The organism is Bacillus chungangensis (assembly GCF_030812995.1).
Lineage (GTDB): Bacteria > Bacillota > Bacilli > Bacillales > Bacillaceae_C > Bacillus_CF > Bacillus_CF chungangensis.
The window spans coordinates 17,044-42,121 of sequence record NZ_JAUSTT010000025.1 but is presented as its reverse complement, the minus strand read 5'-3'; the positions used below and the strand labels follow the sequence as shown (position 1 = coordinate 42,121).

Annotated in this window: 24 protein-coding genes and 1 other annotated feature (1 of these 25 cut by a window edge); all 24 genes read left to right on the top strand. The window is 38.0% G+C overall.

The genetic code is table 11. From position 1 onward, the window contains the following. Positions 1-126: 126 nt before the first annotated feature. The 24 genes from ftsL (at position 127) to J2S08_RS17470 (ending at position 24,660) form a co-directional block, all read left to right on the top strand. The gene (gene ftsL / locus J2S08_RS17585; RefSeq protein WP_307231856.1) at positions 127-495 is read left to right on the top strand and encodes a cell division protein FtsL; all 369 of its coding nucleotides are present in this window, start codon (positions 127-129) and stop codon (positions 493-495) included. After that, positions 492-2,708, top strand: coding sequence for a penicillin-binding protein (locus J2S08_RS17580; protein WP_307231853.1), 2,217 nt, complete (start codon positions 492-494; stop codon positions 2,706-2,708). Before ftsL ends, J2S08_RS17580 begins: the two co-directional genes overlap by 4 nt. Before the next feature lie 176 nt (positions 2,709-2,884). Further along, positions 2,885-4,798, top strand: coding sequence for a stage V sporulation protein D (locus J2S08_RS17575; protein ID WP_307231851.1), 1,914 nt, complete (start codon positions 2,885-2,887; stop codon positions 4,796-4,798). 354 nt (positions 4,799-5,152) lie between these two features. Further along, positions 5,153-6,613: a UDP-N-acetylmuramoyl-L-alanyl-D-glutamate--2,6-diaminopimelate ligase gene (locus tag J2S08_RS17570; protein ID WP_307231849.1), complete on the top strand. Its 1,461-nt coding sequence runs from the start codon at positions 5,153-5,155 to the stop codon at positions 6,611-6,613. A 104-nt stretch (positions 6,614-6,717) separates the two neighbouring features. After that, positions 6,718-7,167: a hypothetical protein gene (locus J2S08_RS17565; RefSeq protein WP_307231848.1), complete on the top strand. Its 450-nt coding sequence runs from the start codon at positions 6,718-6,720 to the stop codon at positions 7,165-7,167. Between the two features lie 2 nt (positions 7,168-7,169). After that, complete coding sequence (mraY, locus tag J2S08_RS17560) at positions 7,170-8,144, top strand: phospho-N-acetylmuramoyl-pentapeptide-transferase (protein WP_307231846.1); 975 nt, start codon at positions 7,170-7,172, stop codon at positions 8,142-8,144. 1 nt (position 8,145) lies between these two features. Then, positions 8,146-9,498, top strand: a complete 1,353-nt coding sequence (murD, locus tag J2S08_RS17555) for a UDP-N-acetylmuramoyl-L-alanine--D-glutamate ligase (protein ID WP_307231844.1) — start codon at positions 8,146-8,148, stop codon at positions 9,496-9,498. 50 nt (positions 9,499-9,548) lie between these two features. Continuing rightward, positions 9,549-10,649 (top strand): stage V sporulation protein E, encoded by a 1,101-nt coding sequence (gene spoVE, locus J2S08_RS17550; protein WP_307231842.1) that lies wholly within the window; start codon positions 9,549-9,551, stop codon positions 10,647-10,649. A 135-nt stretch (positions 10,650-10,784) separates the two neighbouring features. Next, the gene (gene murG, locus J2S08_RS17545; RefSeq protein WP_307231840.1) at positions 10,785-11,888 is read left to right on the top strand and encodes an undecaprenyldiphospho-muramoylpentapeptide beta-N-acetylglucosaminyltransferase; all 1,104 of its coding nucleotides are present in this window, start codon (positions 10,785-10,787) and stop codon (positions 11,886-11,888) included. A gap of 518 nt (positions 11,889-12,406) precedes the next feature. Then, positions 12,407-13,198, top strand: a complete 792-nt coding sequence (locus tag J2S08_RS17540; protein WP_307231838.1) for a cell division protein FtsQ/DivIB — start codon at positions 12,407-12,409, stop codon at positions 13,196-13,198. Beyond that, entirely contained in the window at positions 13,176-13,886 is a 711-nt protein-coding gene (locus J2S08_RS17535; RefSeq protein WP_307231836.1) for a DUF881 domain-containing protein, read from the top strand. Before J2S08_RS17540 ends, J2S08_RS17535 begins: the two co-directional genes overlap by 23 nt. A 46-nt stretch (positions 13,887-13,932) precedes the next feature. Next, positions 13,933-14,652 (top strand): DUF881 domain-containing protein, encoded by a 720-nt coding sequence (locus J2S08_RS17530; protein WP_307231834.1) that lies wholly within the window; start codon positions 13,933-13,935, stop codon positions 14,650-14,652. Position 14,653: 1 nt separating this feature from the next. After that, entirely contained in the window at positions 14,654-15,016 is a 363-nt protein-coding gene (locus tag J2S08_RS17525; protein ID WP_307231832.1) for a small basic family protein, read from the top strand. A 101-nt stretch (positions 15,017-15,117) separates the two neighbouring features. After that, entirely contained in the window at positions 15,118-16,401 is a 1,284-nt protein-coding gene (gene ftsA, locus J2S08_RS17520; protein ID WP_307231830.1) for a cell division protein FtsA, read from the top strand. 220 nt (positions 16,402-16,621) lie between these two features. After that, positions 16,622-17,752, top strand: coding sequence for a cell division protein FtsZ (gene ftsZ, locus J2S08_RS17515; RefSeq protein ID WP_307231828.1), 1,131 nt, complete (start codon positions 16,622-16,624; stop codon positions 17,750-17,752). Between the two features lie 188 nt (positions 17,753-17,940). Further along, positions 17,941-18,870, top strand: coding sequence for a sigma-E processing peptidase SpoIIGA (gene spoIIGA / locus J2S08_RS17510; RefSeq protein WP_307231827.1), 930 nt, complete (start codon positions 17,941-17,943; stop codon positions 18,868-18,870). Positions 18,871-19,081: 211 nt separating this feature from the next. Next, complete coding sequence (gene sigE, locus J2S08_RS17505) at positions 19,082-19,792, top strand: RNA polymerase sporulation sigma factor SigE (RefSeq protein ID WP_370875711.1); 711 nt, start codon at positions 19,082-19,084, stop codon at positions 19,790-19,792. Positions 19,793-19,991: 199 nt separating this feature from the next. Continuing rightward, positions 19,992-20,768, top strand: coding sequence for an RNA polymerase sporulation sigma factor SigG (sigG, locus tag J2S08_RS17500; RefSeq protein ID WP_307231822.1), 777 nt, complete (start codon positions 19,992-19,994; stop codon positions 20,766-20,768). 367 nt (positions 20,769-21,135) lie between these two features. Then, entirely contained in the window at positions 21,136-21,414 is a 279-nt protein-coding gene (locus tag J2S08_RS17495; protein WP_307231820.1) for a YlmC/YmxH family sporulation protein, read from the top strand. A 185-nt stretch (positions 21,415-21,599) separates the two neighbouring features. Continuing rightward, entirely contained in the window at positions 21,600-22,274 is a 675-nt protein-coding gene (locus J2S08_RS17490) for a YggS family pyridoxal phosphate-dependent enzyme (RefSeq protein ID WP_307231817.1), read from the top strand. Between the two features lie 19 nt (positions 22,275-22,293). Then, the gene (locus J2S08_RS17485; RefSeq protein ID WP_307231816.1) at positions 22,294-22,743 is read left to right on the top strand and encodes a cell division protein SepF; all 450 of its coding nucleotides are present in this window, start codon (positions 22,294-22,296) and stop codon (positions 22,741-22,743) included. 5 nt (positions 22,744-22,748) lie between these two features. Further along, positions 22,749-23,009, top strand: coding sequence for a YggT family protein (locus J2S08_RS17480; protein ID WP_307231814.1), 261 nt, complete (start codon positions 22,749-22,751; stop codon positions 23,007-23,009). Positions 23,010-23,200: 191 nt separating this feature from the next. Beyond that, complete coding sequence (locus J2S08_RS17475; protein ID WP_307231812.1) at positions 23,201-23,977, top strand: YlmH family RNA-binding protein; 777 nt, start codon at positions 23,201-23,203, stop codon at positions 23,975-23,977. 161 nt (positions 23,978-24,138) lie between these two features. Continuing rightward, complete coding sequence (locus J2S08_RS17470; protein WP_307231810.1) at positions 24,139-24,660, top strand: DivIVA domain-containing protein; 522 nt, start codon at positions 24,139-24,141, stop codon at positions 24,658-24,660. 276 nt (positions 24,661-24,936) lie between these two features. Beyond that, positions 24,937-25,078: a binding site (T-box leader), on the top strand; it runs 88 nt beyond the window's last position.

The following is a 25,078-nucleotide window of genomic DNA, read 5'->3' as shown; positions in this document are numbered from 1 at the left end:
CTGCTCTTATTACTTCTTGTTCAAATTTTTACGATACTTTTTTGAACAGTTGGTTTTTGAAACAAGCAGCAAACTTTTCACTGAAACGATAAAGAAAGATCTCTATAGGAGATTGGAGGGAGAATCATGAGCAATCTGGCACATAAGCAGCAGGAGCAAGAAGAAATACATATACAACAACCAGAAATACAATCACAGACAAAGCCGAGGCCAACACGGATACGTGTCACACCTGGTGAAAGATTATTAGCCATATTAGTGATTGGCGTCGTTTGTTTCATGGCAGTTAAAATTATCTCCACTCAAGCAGCAATTTATCAAGTGAATAAAGATATCCAAGATACACAAACAAAGATAGTAGAGCAAGGAAAGGAAAACAATAATTTAACACAGCAAGTGAGAGAATTGAGCAATGCAGAAAGAATTTGGAAAAAAGCGAAAGAGCTTGGTTTTGATTTGAAAGAAAATAATGTTAAGGTTGTTGACAAGAAATGAAGGGGAAGAAAAAGAATATGAATGCGGGAGCAGCACTATTATTTTTAATATTTGGTCTGCTCTTTTTTGTCATCCTCATTCGATTTTTTACTATCCAATTGACTGGGCAAGTTGAGGGGCGAGTACTTGCTGAGAAGGCAGAACAAAAGTATGAAAGAAATGCTGTGATACCTGCTCGACGAGGAAATATTTATGATCATAAGGGCAATATTCTCGCTGAAGACACTCCTGCCTATACACTCATTGCGATTTTGGATAGTAAAATGACAACGAATAAAAGTAAACCGAAGCACGTTGTTGACCCGAAAAAAACTGCAAAAAAGCTAGCAAAGGTAATCGATATGCCAGCTGATAAAATATATGAGCTATTGACGAAGGAAAACCGCGTTCAAGTTGAATTTGGCGCCGCAGGAAGGGATTTATCCTACGAAAAGAAAAAGGAAATAGAAGCTTTAAAGCTTCCAGGGCTTATATTCACAAGCGATTCAAAACGATTTTATCCTAACGGTGTTTTCTCTTCTCATTTAATTGGCTATGCGCAAAAGGAACAAGGAGAAAATGAAGAGGTAGAAACGGTTGGAAAAATGGGAATCGAAAAAACGTTTGATGATGTGTTGCGCGGCAAAGATGGTTTTATTCATTATAGCAGTGATTTATGGGGTTATCTACTACCAAATACAGATAAAAAGGTGGAAAAACCAGAAAATGGAAGTAATATTTATTTAACGATTGATAAAAAAATACAGGCTTTCTTAGAAGATACAATGACACAGGTAAATGAGAAGTATGACCCTGAAAGAATGATGGCAATAGTTGCTGATCCAAAAACAGGAAAGATTCTCGCGATGGGGCAGCGTCCCACTTTTCATCCAATGACACGTGACGGGATTGAAGAATCGTGGTTGAATGAATTAGTTGAAACAACCTTTGAGCCAGGTTCACCAATGAAGGCATTCACATTGGCAGCTGCCATTGAAGAAGGTGTCTATAATGGGAATGCATTCTTTGAATCAGGAACCTATAAAGTTGGAATTGATGAGGTTAGAGACCATAATAAAGGAATAGGATGGGGACCTATCACTTATTTAGAAGGCATCCAACGTTCTTCTAACACAGCTTTTGCACGACTATTAAATGCAATGGGAACAGAAACATTTAGGGAATACTTAGATCGCTTTCATTTTGGTGTACCAACACAAATAGGCATCCCAAATGAAGCTTCAGGTAAAATTTTATATAATTATCCAATTGAAAAGGTAACAACAGTTTTTGGTCAAGGAACAACCGTGAATGCGATCCAAATGGTACAAGCGATGAGTGCGATAGCAAATGATGGGAAAATGATGAAGCCCTATGTTGTTGAAAAGGTTGTAGACCCAAATGATCAAATCGTTGAAGAGACGAAGCCTAAAGTTGTTGATACCCCGATTAGTGCAGAAACTGCCAGAGAAGTGCGAAATATTTTGGAAACTACTGTTACTAGTGAACATGGTACGGGGAAAATATTCAATCTTGAAGGATATTCGATAGCAGGAAAAACGGGAACAGCACAAGTGCCTGATTCAAATGGAACAGATTATTTAAAAAATGAGTTTTTATATTCTTTTCTTGGGATGGCTCCAAAAGATGATCCGAAATTAATTATGTATGTAGTAGTCGATCGTCCCAAACTAGCAAATAATGAAAATGGTAGTGTCCCAGTGTCAATGATTTTTAACCCAGTTGTTAAAAATAGCTTGCAGTATCTAAATATTAAACCTGAAAAAGGCCGTGAATTGCGTACTGTTGAAGTTCCTGACTTAACAGGAATGACAGTTGAAAAGGCAATAAAAACAGTAAGTGATGCAGGATTAGAGCCGGTTGTTATCGGAAAAGGCAATAAGGTTGTTCAGCAATTGCCGCTTTCGAATACGGCACTGATAGAAGGCGAGCGCATGATCCTAAAGGCTGATGGTAAGTTGTCTATTCCGGATATGACAAATTGGTCTAAGCGTGATGTATTAAAAGTAGCTGAATTAGCCGATTTAAAAATAAATATGATTGGTAATGGTTATGTTGTGAAGCAAAATTTGAAAGCAGACTCTCCAATTAAAAAAGGGGACCAATTAGTTGTTAACTTTAAAACATACGAAGAGAAGTTATTAGAACAGCAGGCAGCAGAAGAGGAGGAAGAAGAAGCGGATATGGAAGAGAACGAAGCTGCTGCTGAGTGAGTGATCTTCTTTTGCGGATCCAATGAGATTCTACTTAGACTGTTTAGAAGATCCAACGAGTTTTTACCTTTTAGCTGTATAAAGATGAACAGCCCTTTCAAGTAAGGAAGGGCTGTTCTATTGAATTTTGTACAGGCATATAGTAGAACGAGCCGAAAAATGAGGGGGTTCGTTTTGTGAAAAGGGTATCAGCTGTTACTGTTCGGAGAAGGTTAACAATCACTCTGCTTATCGGTTTATTCATTTTTTTTATTATTAACGTGCGTTTAGGCTATGTACAATTTTTTATGGGCAATATGCTTACGGATAAAGCTCGAGATTTATGGAGTAGAAATATTCCTTTCGAACCAGAACGCGGCGAAATAATTGATCGGAATGGAGTTGCTTTAGCAACAAATCAAAGTGCACCTACTGTTTATGTCGTTCCGCGCCAAATTGAAAATCCAGCTGAAGCGGCTGAAAAGCTTGCTAGGGTTTTAAATATGTCTGTGGAAAAAGCATATCAATATTTAACAAAACAATCTATGATTGAAAGAATTCCAGAGGGTCGCAAGCTTTCCTTTGAAAAAGCAAATGAAGTTCGCGCCTTAAAGCTAAAGGGTGTGTACATTGCAGAAGACTCTAAGCGGCATTATCCATTTGGCGCTTATTTATCTCATGTACTTGGCTTTACTGGGATTGATAATCAAGGGCTCATGGGCTTGGAGCTTTCCTATGATGAGGAACTTAGCGGAGAACGGGGCTCTGTCCAGTTTTATTCAGATGCAAAAGGAAGAAGATTGCCGGATATGTCTGATGATTATGATGCTCCAGTTGATGGGGCACATTTAAAGCTGACAATTGACTCTAAAATTCAAACGATAATGGAAAGAGAGTTGGATGATGCAGAAGCAAAATACAATCCTGATGGGATTATTGCTATCGCTATGAACCCAAACAATGGGGAAATACTTGGTATGGCGAGCAGGCCAACGTTTCATCCAGAAGAATTTCAGACAGTACCACAAGAAATTTATAACCGCAATTTACCGATATGGAGTACGTATGAGCCTGGATCCACCTTTAAAATCATTACGTTGGCCGCAGCATTAGAGGAAGGAAAAGTAAATTTGGAAAATGATCATTTTTTCGACCCGGGTCATGCGAAAGTAGGAGGCAGAAAGCTGCGCTGTTGGAAAAGCGGTGGACATGGAAGCCAAACATTTTTAGAAGTCGTGCAAAACTCTTGTAACCCTGGGTTTGTAGAACTTGGAGAGCGCTTAGGAAAAGAAAAATTGTTCGAGTATATTAAAAAATTTGGATTTGGGTCCAAAACAGGGATCGATTTAGCTGGAGAAGGAACTGGAATACTATTTAATCTTGATCGCGTTGGGCCAGTGGAGCAAGCAACGACTTCGTTTGGACAGGGGGTTTCGGTAACGCCGATTCAGCAAGTAGCCGCTGTTGCCGCAGCAGTAAATGGCGGTACTTTATATCAGCCTTATATTGCGAAAGAGCTAGTAGATCCTGTGACTGGAGAAGTAATCATGAGGAAATCGCCAACAGCAAAAAGAAAGGTGATTTCAAGCGAAACTTCACAGAAAATGAGGCATGCATTAGAAAGCGTTGTTGCACAAGGTACTGGCAGAAATGCTTTTATTGAGTCATTTCGAGTTGGAGGAAAAACAGGAACAGCTCAGAAAGCAAAAGATGGCGTTTATTTAAAAAACAATCATATTGTTTCCTTTATTGGCTTTGCCCCTGCTGATGATCCACAAATTGTTATTTATGCTGCCGTTGACAATCCGAAAGGAACCGTTCAATTTGGTGGAACAGTCGCTGCACCTATCGTTGGCAACATAATGGAAGATAGCCTCAGAGCTTTAGAAGTTAAACCTCGAAAAGGGCAGCTCGAAAAAGAAACGTCTTGGCTTGATCCAGTTATGATAGAAGTTCCTGATTTAATTGGATTAACAAAGAAAGAGCTTTTAGAGCAACAAGATCATTTACAGCTTGATGTCGAAGGCGAAGGAGAAATTGTAATCGGTCAAGCGCCAGAACCAGGTGTGAAAGTCGAAGCAGGCTCTACTATACGTGTTTTCCTAAAATGAAGAATTGATTTCAAACTTTTTTCTGACATGTTAAAGTAATAAGGAGGCATTGGTTCCCCTTCTTTAAGATGAAAAGTGGAAAAAGAACTGCACGCTGCTAGTTGCTAAACTTTCCACTTTTTATATAATAAAGAAAGTCCGCTTGCCGTTAAAATAGAAAAACATCTATGAATGAAAATGTGGCCTCATGGTTTATATTACTAACGGAAAGGAAGCGTTCGATAGTTGTGAAGCTTTTCATTTGCAAATCGATTGAATGCTTCCAATGAGGTTCAAGCAAATATGAAAGCACTAAAGAATGGATTAATGGAGTAGTTGTGCACTGCTCTTGATCAAACAGAAAGGATTGGAGTCATGAAATTACATACACTATTGCAAGCTCTCCCCTTTCAAGCGATGCCAGTAGACAATCCAGAGATTAAAGCATTGACTCAAGATCATCGCAAGGTAGAAGCTGACAGCCTATTTATCTGTATCCGAGGAAGTAAGTTTGACGGCCACCAATTTGCTGAAGCTGCTGTGAAAAAAGGGGCGGCAGCTATTGTTTCTGAAAAGCCTTTAGTTAATATTGCCGTTCCAGTTATCATCGTTAACGACACTAAACGAGCGATGGCAATACTAGCGGATGCGTTTTATCAACAGCCTACTAAACAGTTGCGTTTGATTGGTATTACTGGTACGAATGGAAAAACGACAACTAGTCATTTAATTGAACAGATGCTTAGAGACAATGGGCAGGAAACTGGATTAATTGGAACAATGTATCGAAAAATTGGCCAAGAAATTTTAGAAACGGTCAATACAACACCAGACAGTTTAACCCTTCAGCAAACATTTCGACAAATGTGTGATGCAAATGTCGAAACAGCCATCATGGAGGTTTCTTCTCATGCACTTATCCAAGGAAGGGTCTACGGCTGTGATTTTAATATTGCAATTTTTACCAATTTAACTCAAGATCATCTCGATTACCATGAAACGATGGAAGCGTACAAACAGGCGAAGGGGCTGTTATTTTCTCAATTAGGAAATACCTACTCATTTACAAAGCCGAAAGTTGCGATTATGAATGCTGATGATGAAGCAGCATCTGACTATTTAGTAGGTACTGCCGCCCACGTGATAACATATGGAATCGATCATGATGCAGATATTATGGCAACAAATATTAAAATGAATGCAAAAGGAACAACTTTTACATTGACAACTCCGACAGGAAGTATGCCAGTGAACTTGCAGTTAATTGGAAAATTTAGTGTTTACAATGTACTGGCTGCTATTGCTTGCGGATTTGCAGCAAAACTTCCTCTCCCTTCTATTGTAGCGTCAATGGAAAAGATGACCGCAATTGCTGGCCGTTTTGAGCAGGTGGATGGGAAGAAACCATATACTGTAATCGTCGATTATGCTCATACACCTGACAGCCTTAAGAATGTACTGACAACAATAAAGCAGTTTGCTGAGAAAAGGATTTTTGTTGTCGTTGGCTGCGGCGGGGATCGCGATCGGACAAAGCGGCCTTTAATGGCAAAAATTGCTTGTGAATATGCGACAAATCCAATTTTTACTTCTGATAATCCTCGGAGCGAAGATCCAAGAACAATTATTGAAGAAATGGAAGCAGGTGTTGTTGGCAAGCAGTATGAAGCGATAACCGATCGTAAAGAAGCCATATTTGCAGCGATCCGGTCTGCTCAAGCTGGAGATGTCGTATTAATCGCTGGAAAAGGTCATGAAACATATCAAATTATCGGGGATCAAGTGTTTGATTTTGATGATCGCAAGGTAGCACTTAAAGCAATGAAGAACGTCTAGTTGGAGTAAATATTTTATGAATAAAGCATTCTCTCTAATAGATCGTTTTATGCAGGTAGTGTTTTAGGCGGTTTCTTAAAATAGGGTGAAAGGAGCAAATACACATGCTTTTGTATTGTGAAGTTTCTTCTTTGTTTCCTTATACAAGCGGTTATGATTTGCGTAACTTTTTCTTTAGGATGGTCTCCATTGATGCCTCTGTTCAGCAAAAAATGGGATTATTTATTCCACTTTCTGAAGATAAAGGCAAAGTGTTAAGCACAGCAATTCAAAATGGAGCTGTTGCTGCTGTATGGGAAAAAAACACTCCATTGCCTGCTAGCTTGCCTATCCATTTCCCAGTCTTTTTCGTGAGCAATCCGCTAAAAGCATTTTTACAAATTGCTGACGTATACATGGAGAAAATTGAGAAAGAAATGGAAGATAATGTGACACATTTTGTGTTTTATACAAATAACAACGAAAAAATAACATATGATTTAGCTTGTAAAAATGAACGTGCGTTATTGCGCAAAACGATCAATATATACCGAGAAAAGACAGGCAGGGGATAATATTGTTTGAAAAGGTTATTTTATATACAATCTTGATGGGATTTTTGGCTACGGTTTTGCTTTCTCCGATCTTTATTCCCTTTTTAAGAAGACTAAAGTTTGGTCAGAGCATTCGGGAAGAGGGGCCGAAATCGCATCAGAAAAAGCAAGGAACACCGACGATGGGCGGGATTGTCTTTCTTTTCTCCATCATTATTACAGCCTTGACGATGACGGGGTTATTTTCCGAATGGAGTACTGAGATTTACTTGCTGCTCTTTGTTACAGTTGGTTTTGGTCTTCTCGGGTTTTTAGATGACTTTATTAAAGTCGCAATGAAAAGAAATTTAGGCCTCACTTCAAAGCAGAAGCTTATTGGACAATTGCTTATTTCAATTGTTTTTTTTCTCATCATGAAGTGGCAGGGATTTTCTACAGCGATATCGCTCCCGTTTACTGATGCATCTATTGAGATGGGATGGCTATACATTGGGATTGTTGTTTTTTGGTTGGTAGGCTTTTCTAATGCCGTTAACTTAACGGATGGGCTGGACGGCCTTGTTTCAGGAACTGCAGCAATCGCTTTTGGTGCGTTTGCCGTTTTAGCATGGAATCAGTCACAGTACGATATTGCGATATTTTCAGTCGCAATTGTTGGGAGTGTACTTGGTTTTCTTGTTTTTAATGCTCATCCAGCAAAGGTGTTTATGGGCGATACCGGTTCTCTCGCTTTGGGCGGTGCCATCGCAGCAATTGCATTAATGACACATTTAGAACTCATATTAGTCGTTATTGGCGGTGTTTTCGTCATTGAAACCCTATCGGTTATTCTACAAGTGATATCCTTTAAGACGACGGGTAAAAGGATTTTTAAAATGAGTCCACTGCACCATCACTATGAGCTTGTTGGCTGGTCGGAATGGAGAGTAGTTGTCACGTTCTGGTCGGTAGGCTTTCTTTGTGCTGTTTTAGGAATTTATATTGAGGTGTGGATGTAAAGTGAAAATGATCAATCAATTCAAACATAAAAAAATATTAGTTCTAGGACTTGCAAAAAGCGGCGTTAGTGCTGCGCTTCTTTTACATAAGCTTGGAGCATTTGTAACAGTCAATGACTATAAACCTTTTTCTGAAAATCCCGATGCTCAAGGGTTGCTGGAAAAGGGGATTAAAGTGATATGCGGCGAGCATCCACTCGCTTTATTAGATGAGGGATTTGAGCTAATGGTGAAAAATCCTGGCATACCGTATACGAATCCATTAGTATCTCGTGCGAGGGAACAAGGGCTTCCAATTATCACTGAAGTCGAACTTGCTTATCTTGTTTCGGAAGCAAATATCATTGGGATTACTGGTACTAACGGAAAAACGACTACGACTACATTAATTTATGAAATGCTGGCAGCAGATGGGCAAAAACCGCTTGTTGCTGGTAATATTGGGACGCCTGCCTCATTTGTAGCAGAAACAGCCAAAAAAGAGGAGACAATCGTAATGGAGCTGTCTTCTTTTCAATTAATGGGGATCTCTGCTTTTCGTCCAAATATTGCGGTTATCACAAATATTTATGATGCTCATCTTGACTACCATGGGACAAGAGAAGCTTATGCAGAAACGAAATTAAATATTACTGGCAACCAGCATGAGCAAGACTATTTTATTGTAAATGGCGATCAAAAAATGATAATGAAAGCAGCGGAAAAAACCACAGCACAAGTGATCCCATTTTCTGCTTCGAGATATATTGAAAATGGCTGTTCCGTAAAGAATGGTGTAATCATGTTTCGTGGTGAAAAGGTGATAGAACAGCAAGACATCGTCCTTCCAGGCAGCCATAATCTTGAAAATATACTTGCTGCAATTGCAGCAGCAAAATTAAGTCAAGTAAGCAATACAGCTATTTGCCAAGTGTTAACATCTTTTCAAGGTGTCAAGCATCGAACACAATTTGTCTGTGAAATCGCAGGACGCTTATTTTATAATGATTCAAAGGCGACGAACATATTAGCAACGAAAAAAGCTTTACAAGCATTTCACGCACCAACGATTTTGTTAGCGGGAGGCCTTGATAGGGGAAATGAATTTACTGAACTTGTTCCAGTATTATCCCATGTTAAGGCATTGATTACTTTTGGGGAAACAGCAGAAAAAATTGAACAGGCGGGACGAGATGCAGGAATAGAAATGATTCAGCGTGTCGATAATGTAGCAAAGGCTGTTCCTGCAGCCTATGAGTTATCTGATGAAGGGGATGTCATTCTATTATCTCCTGCTTGTGCGAGCTGGGATCAATATCGAACATTTGAAGAACGCGGTGATATTTTTATTGATGCAGTGCATAAGCTTTTATAAGGGCTCTCATTTCTAGTAAAGCTCTAATATGTCCTCCCGAGGTGTAGAACTTGCCATTTAAAAAAACAAATCCCGATTTTATGCTGTTGTTCGTTACTTTAGCTTTGCTGGCAATTGGTTTGATTATGGTGTACAGTGCAAGCGCCGTTTGGGCAGATTACAAGTTTCAAGATTCTCTTTACTTCGCTAAAAGACAAATGCTTTTTGCAGGCATTGGAGTAGTTGCCATGTTTTTTATGATGGGCATTGACTTTTGGACTTGGAGAAAGTGGTCCAAGCCTCTGCTCATCTTTTGTTTCTTACTTCTAATTATTGTGTTAATTCCAGGAATTGGCCTTGAAAGAAATGGTTCAAGAAGCTGGATTGGCGTTGGTGCTTTTTCGATTCAGCCGTCCGAATTTATTAAACTTGCAATGATCGTTTTTTTAGCAAAGTTTTTATCTGAGCATCAAAAACATATCACAACAGTTAAAAAAGGGCTTTTGCCAACGTTGTCGCTCGTTTTTTTAGCGTTTGGATTGATCATGCTCCAGCCCGATTTAGGAACTGGTACAGTGATGATTGGCACATGTGTCATTATGATTTTTATTGCGGGGGCAAGAATCATGCATTTTGCTGTTTTAGGGATGCTTGGCATTAGTGGGTTTGTTGGCCTTATTCTTTCCGCACCTTATCGTATGGATCGCATTACTTCTTTTTTAGACCCATGGCAAGATCCATTAAAAAGTGGTTTTCAAATCATTCAATCCCTTTATGCAATTGGTCCAGGGGGGCTATTTGGTTTAGGGCTGGGCGAAAGCATCCAAAAATTCTTTTATTTGCCCGAACCACAAACAGATTTTATTTTTTCGATTGTTGCTGAAGAGCTAGGCTTCATTGGAGCAAGTTTTGTGCTATTGCTCTTTGCCCTCATGCTATGGCGCGGGATTCGAATTGCCCTGTCAGCCCCGGATCTATATGGAAGCTTTCTAGCGGTTGGCATCATTTCAATGATCGCGATCCAAGTAATGATAAATATTGGTGTTGTGACAGGGCTTATTCCTGTAACAGGCATCACGCTTCCTTTTCTAAGCTATGGCGGCTCGTCTCTTACCCTCATGCTGCTTGCAATTGGCGTGTTGTTAAATATTAGCCGATATGCACGGATTTAAGATGTCATGAAAATAAGAAACAAATAACATTCTTTTACTATTGAGTCAAGATTGTTTAAAATAGAGCTAGAATGCTTGTAAGCCAATTACTGAGTTTTGCTGTACAGATGATGAATAATTGGTGGAGGTGAAAGAATGAAGGTAATGATCAGCGGTGGAGGAACTGGCGGGCATGTATATCCAGCACTTGCTTTAATTAGAACAATGAAAGCAAAGCACCTTGATTTCGAGTTTCTTTATATTGGAACAAAGCATGGACTGGAAGCAAAGCTTGTTCCAAGAGAAAACATTTCATTTCATACGATTCCAATTATGGGTTTTAAACGTTCTTTATCGCTAAGCAATATAAAGACGGTGCTGCTTTTTTTCAAGGGACTATGGGAAAGCAAAAAAATTTTACGCCAATTCCAGCCCGATATTGTTGTTGGTACAGGTGGATATGTTTGTGGACCTGTCGTCTATGCAGCAGCAAAGAAACGAATTCCTACCATTATTCATGAACAAAACAGTATTCCAGGGTTAACAAACACTTTTTTAAGCCGATATGTAGATAAGATTGCAATTTGTTTTGAGCACGTCCGCGATTTTTTTCCGTCTCATAAAGCAGTACTGACTGGCAATCCCCGTGCAACAGAAGTCATGGGAAAATGGAACAAAAATATCCTATCAACATTTCAACTTAAAAACGCTGTTCCAACTGTACTTATTTTTGGCGGCAGCAGAGGAGCGAAACCGATTAATAACGCCGTTATTAACGCATTTGCAGTTTGGAAAGAAAAACCTTATCAAATTTTATATGTAACAGGTGAAGCGCATTTTTCTCAAGTGGAAAAGGAGCTATCTATCATTGGAACTGCAAGTAATATAAAGGTAGTTCCGTTTATTTATGAGATGCCTCAAATACTGCAAGCAGTTGACTTAGTTGTATCAAGAGCTGGTGCAACAACGCTGGCGGAGATCACAGCGCTTGGTATTCCAAGTATTTTAATTCCTAGTCCATATGTGACTAACAACCATCAGGAAAAAAATGCTCACATGTTGGTTGAAAAAGGAGCAAGTGTAATGCTGTTAGAAGAAACACTAACGAGCGACAAATTAGTCGAAAAAATTGATCTTATTATGTTAAATGAGCATAAACGAAAGACAATGACAAAAGCTGCTAAAGCTATTGGAATACCTGATGCCGCTGACCGTTTATTTTCATTAATGATGGAAATAGTAGAAAAACCTTCGAATTGAGGGGAGAATAAAATGTAAAAGACATCATGGGCACAGAGAAAATGAAACGTGAAAAAAAGTAGCTGAGCCTCTTGAAATCATACGTCGATTTGAATAGGTGCACCGCTTCATTATTAATTAAATTGAATCCAAGGTGGAAATCATTGGCAAGTTCTAATTGATTAATCTGGCTTTCTTCTCTTTTCTTTTTACGCTAAAATGAAGAAAACAGTAAAGAAAGATAGCTTTAAAATTAGTGCTTGCAATCTTTTCTCCTCGTCTTTACGAATCTTATATCTCACTGTTTTAAAAGTGAGAGGCGGGAGCGTTTGTTAACTTGAAATATTCTTGTAGAGAACGAAAAACCTAATTGATGGGAGTATGATAAATAAATTAAAAATAGGAAAATTGTAGCTGTCGCTAGTAACAGGACATATTATACGATAAAGGATAACAGCGGAATCGGCATGAATTCTTCGTGTCGTTTCTTTCCGTTTTAACCCTATGGCCTGATTTAGTAAGAGTAGGAGGAGAACACATTGGATAATAGAAAAGTAATTTCGATAGAAAATCGAATTCCAAAATTGAAAGAGCAGCGTAGAAAAAAAGCAAACAGACGCTTGATCATCCTCATCTCTATGTTCTTTTTACTTATCCTCTTTGTTATATATTTCCAATCTCCTCTTAGTCAGATCAATGAAATCACAGTGGAAGGAAATAAAAGGCTTGAGCAGAATGCGATTATTCAAATAAGTGGGCTTAAAATAGGCGAAAGCATCTGGGGCGGCTACCGTCAACATGCATTGGACAATCTTAAGAGTCATCCTGAGATTAAAAAAGCAGAAGTCGAACGCCACTTGCCTAATAAAGTAAGCATTAAGCTTGAAGAATTTAAACGTGTAGCATTTCTTTCCAAAGAGAATCGTTTTATACCTGTTTTAGAAAACGGGGCTATGCTAGACGAGCAAATAACTTCAAGAGCGGACATTGATGCACCAATCCTGATTGGCTTTAAAAAAGGTGATAAATTAAAAGACATGATTACCGAATTAAGCAAGCTTCCTGAAGAAATTATTCAAGCTATTTCAGAAATTCATTTCACTCCTAAAAAAACGGAGAAGCACCATATTACATTATATATGAATGATGGCTTCGAAGTTACTGCTGCAATTACGACATTTTCAAAGAAAATGATTCATTATCCTTCCATCGTTAGTCAGTTAGATCCCAATGTGAAGGGAGTGATTGATTTAGAGGTTGGTTCCTATTTCAAAGCCTATGAAGCTGAAGAAGAAGGAGAAGGGGCGCATGAAGAAGAAAACGAAGGGTAAATATGCTGTCCTTTCGTTAGTAAGTATTGTAGTTGGATTTATTTTAGCATTTTCTTACAATCTTGCAAACAAGGAAAAACAAGAACACCCTAAGTTGACTGACCGCCAATATGAACGAGAAAATCAGTTGAGGCGAGAGTTAATCTCGCAACAAGAGCAAAATCAATCATTGCAAAAAGAGTTGCATTTAAAGCAAGAGAAAGTAAGAAAAATAGAAAAAGAATTATCAAAAGAAAAGCAAGTTTTTTTCGATCTGGCGGAAGATGCTGAGAAATACCGCATGTATTTAGGGAAGGTAAAGGTGCAAGGAAAAGGTATTCAAGTGAAACTTGAAGACGGAGCATACATGCCTGAAGAGGAAAATGTCAATCATTATATCGTTCATGAACATCATGTTTTTAAAGTAGTAAATGAACTATATATTGCTGGCGCTTCAGCTGTAGCTGTGAATGGGCAGCGTATTAGCTATGATTCTTACATCGTCTGCAACGGTCCAGTTATTACAGTGGATGGAGTGCAGTACCCAGCGCCATTTCAGATTAGTGCAATAGGAGATCCTGAGATTTTGGCAGCTGCGTTAAATATGACTGGAGGTGTAAAGGATCAACTAGTGAATGATCACATTATCTTTACATTAGAAAAAAAAGATCGCATTGTCCTAGAGCCAATTCTAGGAGAAAATACATAGTTCATCAATAAGAGCGAAGTGCAGAAAGGAGGCTGTGTATATAAGAGTGAAAAAAAATAAATTCAGTTTTTTTATGATTACGATGATTGTAGGCTTTATGATTGCAGTTCAGTTCCAGACTGTGAAAGAGCCAAAAATTCGTGATACTCGCGATATGTGGGAACTGCGTGAAGCACTTGCAAAAGAACGTGATTTACATTCTAAGCTGATCGAAGAGATTCGTTTTAATGAAGAGACAATTGAAAAATATGAAACACAAAGAAGAGGGAGTAAAGAAGAAGCATTAAAGCAGACACTGCAAGATTTAAAAATTCAGGCAGGTTTAACAGAAGTGAAAGGTCCTGGCGTTATTTTAACAGTTGAGCCGCTGTTTGCAGAATGGCAAGGAAAGTCGGCTCCGAGGATATCACCAGAATTGTTAAAGAGGCTTGTTAATGAATTGAATATGTATGAAGCTAAAGAAATAGCGATTGATGAAAAACGTTTGATTAATACTACGGTTATCCGTGATATAAATGGAGAAACGAAAATGAATGGGCAATCTATTCGTCAGATTCCCTTTGAGATAAAAGTAATGACAGAAACGAAACAAGCTGCAAAAAAGTTGCATAATCGTATGCAAATCTCTCCGGTACTCGATGAATTTTTTGTTGATAATGTAACGGTTGATATCTCTCAGCCGCTAGATTCTCTCATCATTCCAGCATATGACGATATCATCCGGATTCGTGATCTGGAACCAGTTGACGAAAAAGGGGAGAAATAAAATGTGGCTACCACTGCTTGGACTTATTATTGGCGTTTTGTTAGGTTTTCTTACTGATATTAGAGTGCCTGATGAATATGCCAACTATCTTTCCATTGCTGTACTGGCAGCACTCGATACTTTATTTGGAGGCATTCGAGCATACTTGCAAAATATTTACGATGATAAAGTGTTTGTATCAGGGTTTTTCTTTAATATTTTATTAGCTGCAAGTTTAGCTTTTCTAGGTGTTCATCTTGGTGTAGACTTATATTTAGCTGCTGTTTTTGCCTTTGGCGTCCGTTTATTTCAAAACATCGCTGTGATTAGGCGGATGTTATTGAGTAAATGGTCTTCAGCAAGAGAGAAAAGTGAAAAAACTTGAAGATTTTAAAGGAAATCCATCTCTTATGACGAATGTTTTTATTAATGATAAATGATCAAGATGAAGGATAACTGATTGAATGTAGAAGGAGGTGCCATAGAATGAGCAACAATGAAATATATGTTAGTCTGGACATCGGTACATCCACGGTGAAAGTCATCATTGGCGAAATGGTAGAAGACGCTTTGAATATTATCGGTGTTGGCAATGTAAAGTCAGAAGGGATTAGAAAAGGCTCCATTGTTGATATAGACGAAACAGTTCATTCAATAAAGAAGGCAATCGAACAGGCAGAGAGAATGATAGGGATGAGCATTCACCACGTCATTGTCGGAATTGCTGGTAATCACGTTACACTCCAGCCATGCCATGGAGTGGTTGCAGTATCTAGCAGCAACAGGGAAATTACAGATGAAGACGTAGCTAGAGTGATGGATGCGGCGCAAGTGATATCGATCCCTCCAGAGAAGGAAATCATCAATGTCATTCCAAAGCAGTTTATTGTAGATGGCCTCGATGAAATTAACGATCCGCGCGGCATGATTGGAGTCCGCTTAGAGATGCAAGGAACTATTGTCACAGGTTCTAAGACTATTTTACATAATACACTTCGCTGTGTCGAACGTGCAGGGTTGGAAGTGACAGAAATTGTTCTTCAGCCGCTTGCAGCTGGTATTATGGCATTGTCGAAGGATGAACAGCATTTTGGTACCGCTTTGATTGATATTGGTGGAGGCTCCACGAGTGTTACTGTCTTTGAAGATGGCCACATTCAGGCAGTCAGTGTATTGCCAATTGGAGGCGACCATATCACTAAAGACCTCTCTATTGGTCTAAAAACTTCCACTGTTGAGGCTGAGCGAATTAAAGTAAAGCATGGCCACGCTTTTTATGACTTAGCTTCAGAGGATGAGGTTTTTAGCGTGCCGATTATCGGAAGTGATGAGCACCAGCAATTTAACCAGTTGGAGATTTCTGATATTATTGAAGCTAGAATGGAAGAAATGTTTGAATTAGTGCTTCATGAATTAAAACATCTTGGTTTCTCTGAATTGCCAGGTGGTTTAGTACTGACTGGGGGAACGACTAGCATGCTGGGAGTGCTCGATTTAGCACAATGTATGTTCCAAAATAGAGTAAGAGTCGCAATACCTGATTATATTGGTGTTCGTGAAGCCCAGTACACTACTGCTGTTGGACTTATTAAATATGCATATAAAAATGCTAAGTTGCAAGGTAGAAATATCGGTGTTCCAACCATGCAGGTAGAAACAGATGAAAGGAATCAGACAAGCCATTTACCGTCCAAACCAAAAGCAAAGAAATCAGCAGATGAAAAAATATCGACAAGAATGAAAAAGTTCTTTGGCTACTTTTTCGAATAGAGCTTAAGAGGAATCATCATAGATCAAATAATAGTACAAACCGTAATTTCCCCAAATGAATGATGTTCATCAGTGATCTATAGGGTGGAGCTGGCAATCAATTTGCAGTGCATCTTTCAGGTGAAGATGCTTCCGTCGCCTAACAGACAAGTTCACTTAGATGTATAGTGGGAACAAGAGGGCGTCTATGAGGAATATCGATGGATTAGGAGGATTTACCATGTTGGAATTCGATACAAATTTAGATTCTTTAGCAACAATCAAGGTGATAGGTGTGGGTGGCGGCGGTAACAATGCTGTGAACCGTATGATTGAGCATGGAGTAAAAGGTGTTGAATTTATTGCAGTGAATACTGATGCTCAAGCACTTAATCTTTCAAAAGCAGAAATTAAAATGCAAATAGGGGCAAAGCTAACAAGAGGACTGGGAGCAGGAGCTAACCCGGAAATTGGAAAGAAGGCTGCAGAAGAAAGCAAGGAGCAGCTTGAAGAGGCGCTGAAAGGTGCAGACATGGTGTTTGTAACTGCTGGAATGGGCGGTGGAACAGGAACTGGTGCGGCTCCTGTCATAGCGCAAATTGCTAGAGATATAGGGGCATTGACGGTTGGCATTGTCACACGTCCATTTTCTTTTGAAGGCAGGAAACGTGCACTGCAAGCTTCTGGTGGAATCTCAGAGATGAAAGAAGCAGTAGATACGCTCATTGTTATCCCAAATGACCGATTACTTGAAATTGTTGATAAAAATACGCCAATGCTAGAAGCATTCCGAGAAGCAGATAATGTACTGCGCCAAGGTGTTCAAGGCATTTCAGAGTTAATAGCTGTCCCTGGACTAATCAATCTCGATTTTGCTGATGTAAAAACGATTATGACAAACAAAGGATCAGCACTTATGGGAATTGGGGTTGCCACTGGGGAAAATCGTGCGGCAGAAGCGGCCAAAAAAGCTATTTCTTCCCCTTTATTAGAAACTTCTATTGATGGTGCTCAAGGGGTGCTCATGAATATATCAGGCGGTTCTAATTTAAGCCTTTATGAAGTGCAGGAGGCTGCTGATATTGTGGCTTCTGCATCAGATCAAGAAGTAAATATGATCTTCGGATCTGTTATCAATGACAATTTGAAAGAAGAAATCGTTGTGACTGTTATTGCGACTGGATTTAACGAAGAAGTGCTTCAACCAAAGCAGCCTGTTCGACCATCTCTTGGTTTTAAACAAAATGCTGAACAGCCTGTGAAGCGAGAAGTAGTTAGAGAAGATACTAGAGAACAATCTTATTCTTCACCGCAAACAGAAGACACATTAGATATTCCTACTTTCTTACGAAATCGAAATCGTCGACGCTAACAATCCTAACAAAAATCTAGATGAAGCCCATCTGGATTTTTTTTTTGACAAAAATCGAAGAAATCAGAAAAAAACTCTCTTATTTTGCTTGCAAATACTGACACCTTTTCTAACATAACTAGGCTATACTTTTTGATAGTAGATCAGGAAAAGCTGTTTAAGATAGGGAGCAGAAGGGAGCGGATTGATTGGTCGTATATCTAGATCTCATCTGGCTGCTTAATTTAACAGTAGATAGTATGCTATTGTGGTTGACTGCTATTATATTAAAATGCCGTGTGAAAGCATGGCGGATCATTAGTGGCGGCTTTATTGGATCGATGCTGCTGATCATGAGCATTATTCCATACGTACGAGATTTAGCAGGGAATGTATTCGTGAAGTTATTTTTTTCGATTCTAATGACGCTTACTGTCTTTGGTTTTAGGCGATTTCGTTTTTTTCTAAGTTGTTTATGTACATTCTATTTTGTTACGTTTTTAACTGGAGGGATTTTAATTGGAAGTCATTATTTTCTTCATTTTGACTTTCAACTGCAATCTGCCACATTTTTAGCAAATGTCCAAGGATATGGAGATCCAATCACGTGGTTATTCGTTATTTTCGTTTTTCCAATTGCTTGGTATTTTTCAAAGCAGCGCATCGAAACAATAGAAACAAATAAGGTGCAATATGATGTGCTTGTAGAAGTTCAAATGAGCATACATGGGCTAAAATTTTCCATGTGTGGCTTAATTGATAGCGGAAATCAGCTTTATGACCCTATTTCTAAAACACCTGTGATGGTTGTTTCCATTTTAAAGTTTAAAGATCAGCTTCCGCAAAAAATTGTCCAAATGGCTAATGATCCTGAAAACACGTTTGACCTCGCTTTAGAGCTGCCGATGGAATGGAAACAGCAGATTCGTTTTCTTCCTGCCCAAGTAATTGGCAAGAAACATCAATTACTGCCAGCTTTTAAGCCTGATTTTATTGAAATTAGAAAAGGAAAATCACAATGGAATGTTAAAAAAGCCCTAGTTGTTTTTTCAAACCAAGCTTTATCTAGTGATGATAAGTTCCAATGTATTGTTCATCCTAAAATGGTTTTAGGTTTTTCTGATTCTGCCGCCTCTTAAGGTATCACTGTAAAATGTCATATATCTTGAATTTTCAAAGAAAGATAAATGAATCTGTTCAAAAAACAATCAAAGCACCATTGATCATTTTAAAGAACTCGGTCCAGTTAAGGGAGAAATATGGAGAGGACGAGCGACTGTTTAAAATGAATCTGCCATAATAATATACTCAAAAAAATATTATTTAGAAGGGGGACAACTCTTGAAAAAGATAAGATTTTTTTTCTCATATTATTGGAGTAAATTGCTCATTGCATTTCGGGTGAAAACGGATGAAATTTACTATATTGGTGGCAGTGAAGCATTACCGCCGCCTTTATCAAAAGAGGAAGAAGCAGTCTTGTTAAAAAAGCTGCCAAATGGAGACAAAGCTGCTCGCTCTTTATTAATTGAGAGAAATTTGCGTCTCGTTGTCTATATTGCCAGAAAATTTGAAAACACTGGAATTAATATTGAAGATCTGATTAGTATCGGGACAATAGGGCTTATCAAAGCTGTCAATACGTTTAATCCCGAGAAAAAAATTAAGCTTGCTACATATGCTTCCCGTTGTATTGAAAATGAAATTTTAATGTATTTAAGAAGGAACAACAAAACCCGTTCAGAAGTGTCTCTTGACGAACCTTTGAATATAGATTGGGATGGCAATGAATTGTTGCTTTCAGATGTATTGGGAACAGAAGAAGATATCATTACGAGGGATTTAGAGGCTAGTGTGGATAAATCACTGTTATTTAGTGCGCTGCATCAACTTTCACCAAGAGAGAAGCAAATTATGGAACTTAGGTTTGGATTGTTGGATAGTGAAGAAAAAACACAAAAAGATGTGGCAGATATGCTTGGCATTTCCCAATCGTATATTTCCCGATTAGAAAAACGAATTATAAAAAGATTAAGGAAAGAATTTAACAAAATGGTGTAATGATAATGGTTTGTTAAGAATGAAAAGATATAGTAATTATTCTCGTAATTTTTTAAAAAATTTGAGGATAATTTTTAAAGTAAGACGGCTTCACTATTTGGACATAAACACCAACAAATGGAAATTTAGATGTGCATAATTTTTCCTTCCAAGGAGATACTTAAATTTGTACGTAGCTCCTGTGAGGAGGGAAAATGACTTGAAGCGAAATAAAGTAGAAATATGTGGTGTAGACACATCTAAACTTCCCGTCTTAAAAAATGAAGAGATGCGAAAGCTGTTGCGAGAGATGCATGCTGGAGATTTAACAGCACGGGAAAAACTCGTGAATGGAAATTTGCGGTTAGTATTAAGCGTCATTCAACGCTTTAATAACAGGGGTGAATATGTAGATGATCTTTTCCAAGTAGGTTGTATTGGTTTAATGAAATCAATCGATAATTTTGATTTAAGCCAAAATGTACGCTTTTCTACGTACGCAGTTCCAATGATCATTGGAGAAATCCGTCGTTATTTACGAGACAATAATCCTATTCGCGTATCACGTTCTCTCCGAGATATTGCTTATAAGGCTCTTCAAGTGAGGGAAAGACTTGTACGAGAGACTTCGAAAGAACCAACTGCTGAAGAAATTGCCAAAGTGCTTGACATTCCACATGAAGAGGTCGTATTTGCACTAGATGCAATCCAAGATCCTGTTTCTCTTTTTGAACCGATTTACAATGATGGTGGGGATCCAATCTATGTGATGGATCAATTAAGTGATGACAAACATATTGACAAGCAGTGGGTAGATGAAATTGCTTTGCAGGAAGGATTGCGAAAGCTAAATGAACGAGAAAAATTAATCATAAGAAAGCGCTTTTTTCATGGGAAAACCCAAATGGAAGTAGCAGATGAAATTGGCATATCGCAAGCGCAAGTTTCACGGCTAGAAAAAGCAGCAATTAAGCAGATGAACAAACATATACAATAAGGATGATGTAAAAGGACGCTTATAAGCGTTCTTTTGCTCATGTTTTCAAGGACAGATATAATGTACATGCAAAAAATATGAAAAGATAAGAAAGGCAGACTCTAATAGATTCGGAAAATCTTAGCGTCGCCTTTTTTACTTTTACCGATATCATCAAATGAATGAACTAATGCATATAATAATAACAGAAATTTTCTATCGGGTTCAGTTGATCATAAAGGTGGCATTAATTTGACTATGAGATACAATGCCTTATAACAGGATTGGAAACATCAACAGCAATACTCACACGACGGAGATAATGTTCGATTGTTCCAACGAAGAACATTGTAATAGGGGAAAGCAACACGGATATGGAGGGAGAAATGTGGTTAGAATTTCTGAATTTCAAGTGAAGGACGTCGTTAATATTTCGGACGGTCGAAAGCTTGGGAACATTGGTGATATTGATATTGATCTACATTCTGGTAAAATAGAAAGTGTCATTGTAGGAAGCTCTGGAAGGATGTTTGGCTTATTTGGGAAAGATGAAGAAATCGTCATTCCATGGGGAAATATTATTAAAATTGGCACTGACGTTATTTTAGTAAGGATAAAAGATCATCAATATTTGCAGCAGCAACATTTGCAAGAGCCAAAGACGTGATGTACATCTCGTAACCGTTTCCCCAAGCTTCTATTATCTAGAATAAAGAATGAAAATTCGATGACTGCCGACCTTTACTTATGTTACACTAGTGAAAGCAAACTATTGAATTGCTTATTTACGTATAACCAGTATAGAGTAAAAATGAGCTTATATTTCAAAAAAGTTTTTAGGAGCTAGGATAGATGAAGGTAAAAGACAATCTGGCAGTAATCCATGAAAAAATAGAGAAAGCCTGTCTAAAGGCTGGGCGAAAAACTGATGAAGTGAACATAGTGGCAGTGACAAAATATGTATCAATTGATAGGGCAAAAGAAGCCTTGCAGGCAGGACTGGTTCATTTAGGAGAAAACCGTGATGATGGGCTTTTGCGTAAATATGAAGCGCTAGGGGAAGAGCCGATATGGCACTTTATTGGCTCTTTGCAAACCCGAAAAGTAAAACAGATTATTCATAAGGCGGCATATATCCATTCGCTTGATCGAATATCGCTTGCAAAAGAAATCAACAAACGAGCAAACAAACCAGTTAAATGTTTTGTACAAGTGAATGTTTCCGGAGAAGCTTCTAAACATGGTTTGGTTCCTGAGGAAGTAGAGGATTTTATTCAGCAACTGCAAGCTTATCCAAATATAGTAGTTGTTGGCTTGATGACGATGGCACCTCATATTCATGATCAAGATGCTTTAAGAACCTATTTCCGTAAACTGAAGGAGCTGCAGCTGGATATTCAGCAGTTAGGTCTGGACAATGCACCATGTAGGGAATTGTCAATGGGAATGTCTAATGATTATGAAATCGCAGTTGAAGAAGGAGCAACATTTGTAAGACTTGGAACGTCCCTAGTTGGTGAGGGATGATAGGAGGTATTTTTTAACGATGGGAATGAAAACGAAACTAAAGTCTTTCTTTTTTCTTGAAGATGAAGAAGAAATGAATGAAAGAAGAGTACCTAATAAAGAAATGGAACCAAATTTTCATCACCAATCACCCGAAGCCAACTCCAATAGACAGAATGTTGTAAGTCTCCAAAGTGTACAAAAATCGTCTAAAGTGGTGTTAATGGAGCCTCGGGTATATGCAGAAGCACAGGAAATTGCTGATCATTTAAAAAATCGCCGCTCCGTCGTTGTAAACTTGCAGCGTATTCAACATGATCAAGCTGTACGAATTGTTGATTTTCTAAGTGGTACTGTCTACGCTATTGGTGGTGATATTCAGCGTATTGGCGCAAGCATTTTTTTGTGCACCCCAGACAATGTAGAAATAGCAGGAAACATTTCAGAATTAATGGATGGGGATGAATTCAAGGATTTGAGGTGGACTTAAATAGAATGAGAATCGTTTTTGACTTATTAGGACAAATCATTGTACTTTACTCGTGGGTGTTAATCGTTTATATTTTAATGTCTTGGTTTCCGAATTCCCGTGAAACTTCATTTGGACAAGTAATGGCAAATCTTTGCGAACCATATTTAGAACCATTTCGGAAGATCATTCCGCCACTTGGCATGATTGATATTTCCCCGATTGTTGCTATTTTAGTATTAAGGTTTGCTTCATATGGGGTAATCTATTTGAAATATATGTTTTAACTAAGCTATTCCTTTCATAAAAGCTTAGGAAAAGACATGTAAGATGGTTGCTATTAATGGCCTATAAACTTACATATGTTTAGTAAGGTAGCGCTAAATCACTGTCATTCTGCTATGAATTCAATTATATTGAAAAAATAAAGGGAGCCATGAGTGGCTATCCCTTTTTTAAATGAAAGCAGGAGATGATATTGCATCATATTTATCAACATTTTAGAGCGGAGGAAAAAGAATTTATTGATCAAGTGCTCTCTTGGCGCCAATTTGTGGAAGACAGCTATACCGGAAAGTTGACAGATTTTTTAGATCCACGTCAAGTGTTCATCGTTCAATCAGTAATTGGCAAACATGAAGAAATCAAAGTTAAAATCTTTGGAGGAACTGAAAAGGCAGAGAGAAAGCGGGCATGGATACATCCTGACTATTTAAAGCCTTCAATAGCAGATTTTCAACTTACCTTATTAGAAGTACAGTATCCAAGCAAATTTGTCCGAATAGAACATCGAGATGTATTAGGCTCTTTGATGTCTTTGGGGTTAAAAAGAGAAAAATTTGGAGATATTCTATTTCATCATGATCGAATACAGTTTTTTATTTGCAAAGAAATGCAGGAATACTTATATCTGCATTTAAATAGAATAGGAAATGTAAAAGTTGCTTTGATAGAAAAACAACTAGAAGAGGCAATAATAACGACTGACAATTGGGAAACATTTACAGTTACTGCCAGCTCATTACGTTTAGATGTTTTGCTTGCCGCTATCTGTAGAATTTCACGTCAAAAAGCTGCTGCGATGATCCAGCAAACCCAAGTTAAAGTGAACTGGCATTTAGTAGAACAGCCTGCTTTTGAATGTAGGGAAGCAGATATTATTTCTGCAAGAGGCTTTGGTAGAGGTAAAATAGTGAAAATAGATGGAAGGACAAAGAAGGATAAATGGCGATTAACAATTGGTAAATTAAAGTAAACGGTTTGTAAAGCTTGTAATAAACCTCAAAGATCCTTGCTTCTGCCACTAATATGATATAAAAGATAAAATGAATTCTTTGCAGGTTTTTTCCCACAAGTCGTCGAAAATTAGTATAATATAGAGAAATACGAAGACGAATGTAGTGGAGGTGTGCATAGATGACTTTAACGCCGCTTGATATACATAATAAGGAATTCAGTAAAGGTTTTCGCGGCTATGATGAAGACGAAGTGAATGAGTTTCTTGATCAAATTATTAAAGATTATGAGCAGATCATACGTGAAAAAAAAGAATTAGAGGAGAAACTAAACGCACAAACAGAACGCTTAGGCCACTTTACAAATATTGAAGAAACATTAAATAAATCGATTGTTGTTGCACAAGAAGCAGCAGAGGATGTTAAAGGAAACGCACAAAAAGAAGCAAAGATCATTCTAAAAGAAGCAGAGAAAAATGCAGATCGAATTGTCAACGAATCGTTATCAAAAGCTCGTAAAATTGCGTTGGAAATAGAAGAACTGAAAAAACAAGCGAAAGTGTTCCGCACCCGTTTAAAAATGTTAATCGAAGCACAGCTTGATTTATTAAAAAGCGATGATTGGGATCATTTAATGGAATTTGACATTGATGCAACTGATTTAAAGGTAGCTGACTTGAAAGTATTGGAAGAAGATTTATAATTCGCTTGACGACAGAGAAAAAAGTCACTTATAATAAACAAATAAGTGAAACACAACTAGGGCGGGACTATCTCGTTAGTTGAGTGAAATTCAAACAGGTTAAGGAAGATAAATGAACTTTAACAGTAAAGAATTTTTAGTTTTTTTGTAAAGGATTTGTTATAAAAGAAACGATGACTTTATCTATGGCTATGAAAGAGAATTCCTATATGCTGTTTATATAATGATTAAAAGTGAGGAAAAGTTCATTTCTTACTTTTTATAAGGGAATAAATGGTAAAAACGATGATAGGGACAGTACAGTACTTCGAAAAAGCAGAACAGCGATTCAGGGAGAGTGGAAGCCTGATAAATGAAGGACTGGAATATCACCCTTGAGTACTCAAAGTGAAAGCGATATGCAAGTAGTTATGAGCGA

Excerpts from the sequence above, each read along its gene's own strand:
- J2S08_RS17480 (WP_307231814.1), top strand. The coding sequence starts at position 22,749 with ATGAGAATCGTTTTTGACTTATTAGGACAAATCATTGTACTTTACTCG.
- J2S08_RS17535 (WP_307231836.1), top strand. The coding sequence starts at position 13,176 with ATGAAGAAGAAAACGAAGGGTAAATATGCTGTCCTTTCGTTAGTAAGT.
- J2S08_RS17490 (WP_307231817.1), top strand. The coding sequence starts at position 21,600 with ATGAAGGTAAAAGACAATCTGGCAGTAATCCATGAAAAAATAGAGAAA.
- J2S08_RS17570 (WP_307231849.1), top strand. The coding sequence starts at position 5,153 with ATGAAATTACATACACTATTGCAAGCTCTCCCCTTTCAAGCGATGCCA.
- J2S08_RS17525 (WP_307231832.1), top strand. The coding sequence starts at position 14,654 with ATGTGGCTACCACTGCTTGGACTTATTATTGGCGTTTTGTTAGGTTTT.
- J2S08_RS17580 (WP_307231853.1), top strand. The coding sequence starts at position 492 with ATGAAGGGGAAGAAAAAGAATATGAATGCGGGAGCAGCACTATTATTT.
- murG (WP_307231840.1), top strand. The coding sequence starts at position 10,785 with ATGAAGGTAATGATCAGCGGTGGAGGAACTGGCGGGCATGTATATCCA.
- ftsL (WP_307231856.1), top strand. The coding sequence starts at position 127 with ATGAGCAATCTGGCACATAAGCAGCAGGAGCAAGAAGAAATACATATA.
- ftsZ (WP_307231828.1), top strand. The coding sequence starts at position 16,622 with ATGTTGGAATTCGATACAAATTTAGATTCTTTAGCAACAATCAAGGTG.
- J2S08_RS17485 (WP_307231816.1), top strand. The coding sequence starts at position 22,294 with ATGGGAATGAAAACGAAACTAAAGTCTTTCTTTTTTCTTGAAGATGAA.
- ftsA (WP_307231830.1), top strand. The coding sequence starts at position 15,118 with ATGAGCAACAATGAAATATATGTTAGTCTGGACATCGGTACATCCACG.
- J2S08_RS17470 (WP_307231810.1), top strand. The coding sequence starts at position 24,139 with ATGACTTTAACGCCGCTTGATATACATAATAAGGAATTCAGTAAAGGT.
- J2S08_RS17565 (WP_307231848.1), top strand. The coding sequence starts at position 6,718 with ATGCTTTTGTATTGTGAAGTTTCTTCTTTGTTTCCTTATACAAGCGGT.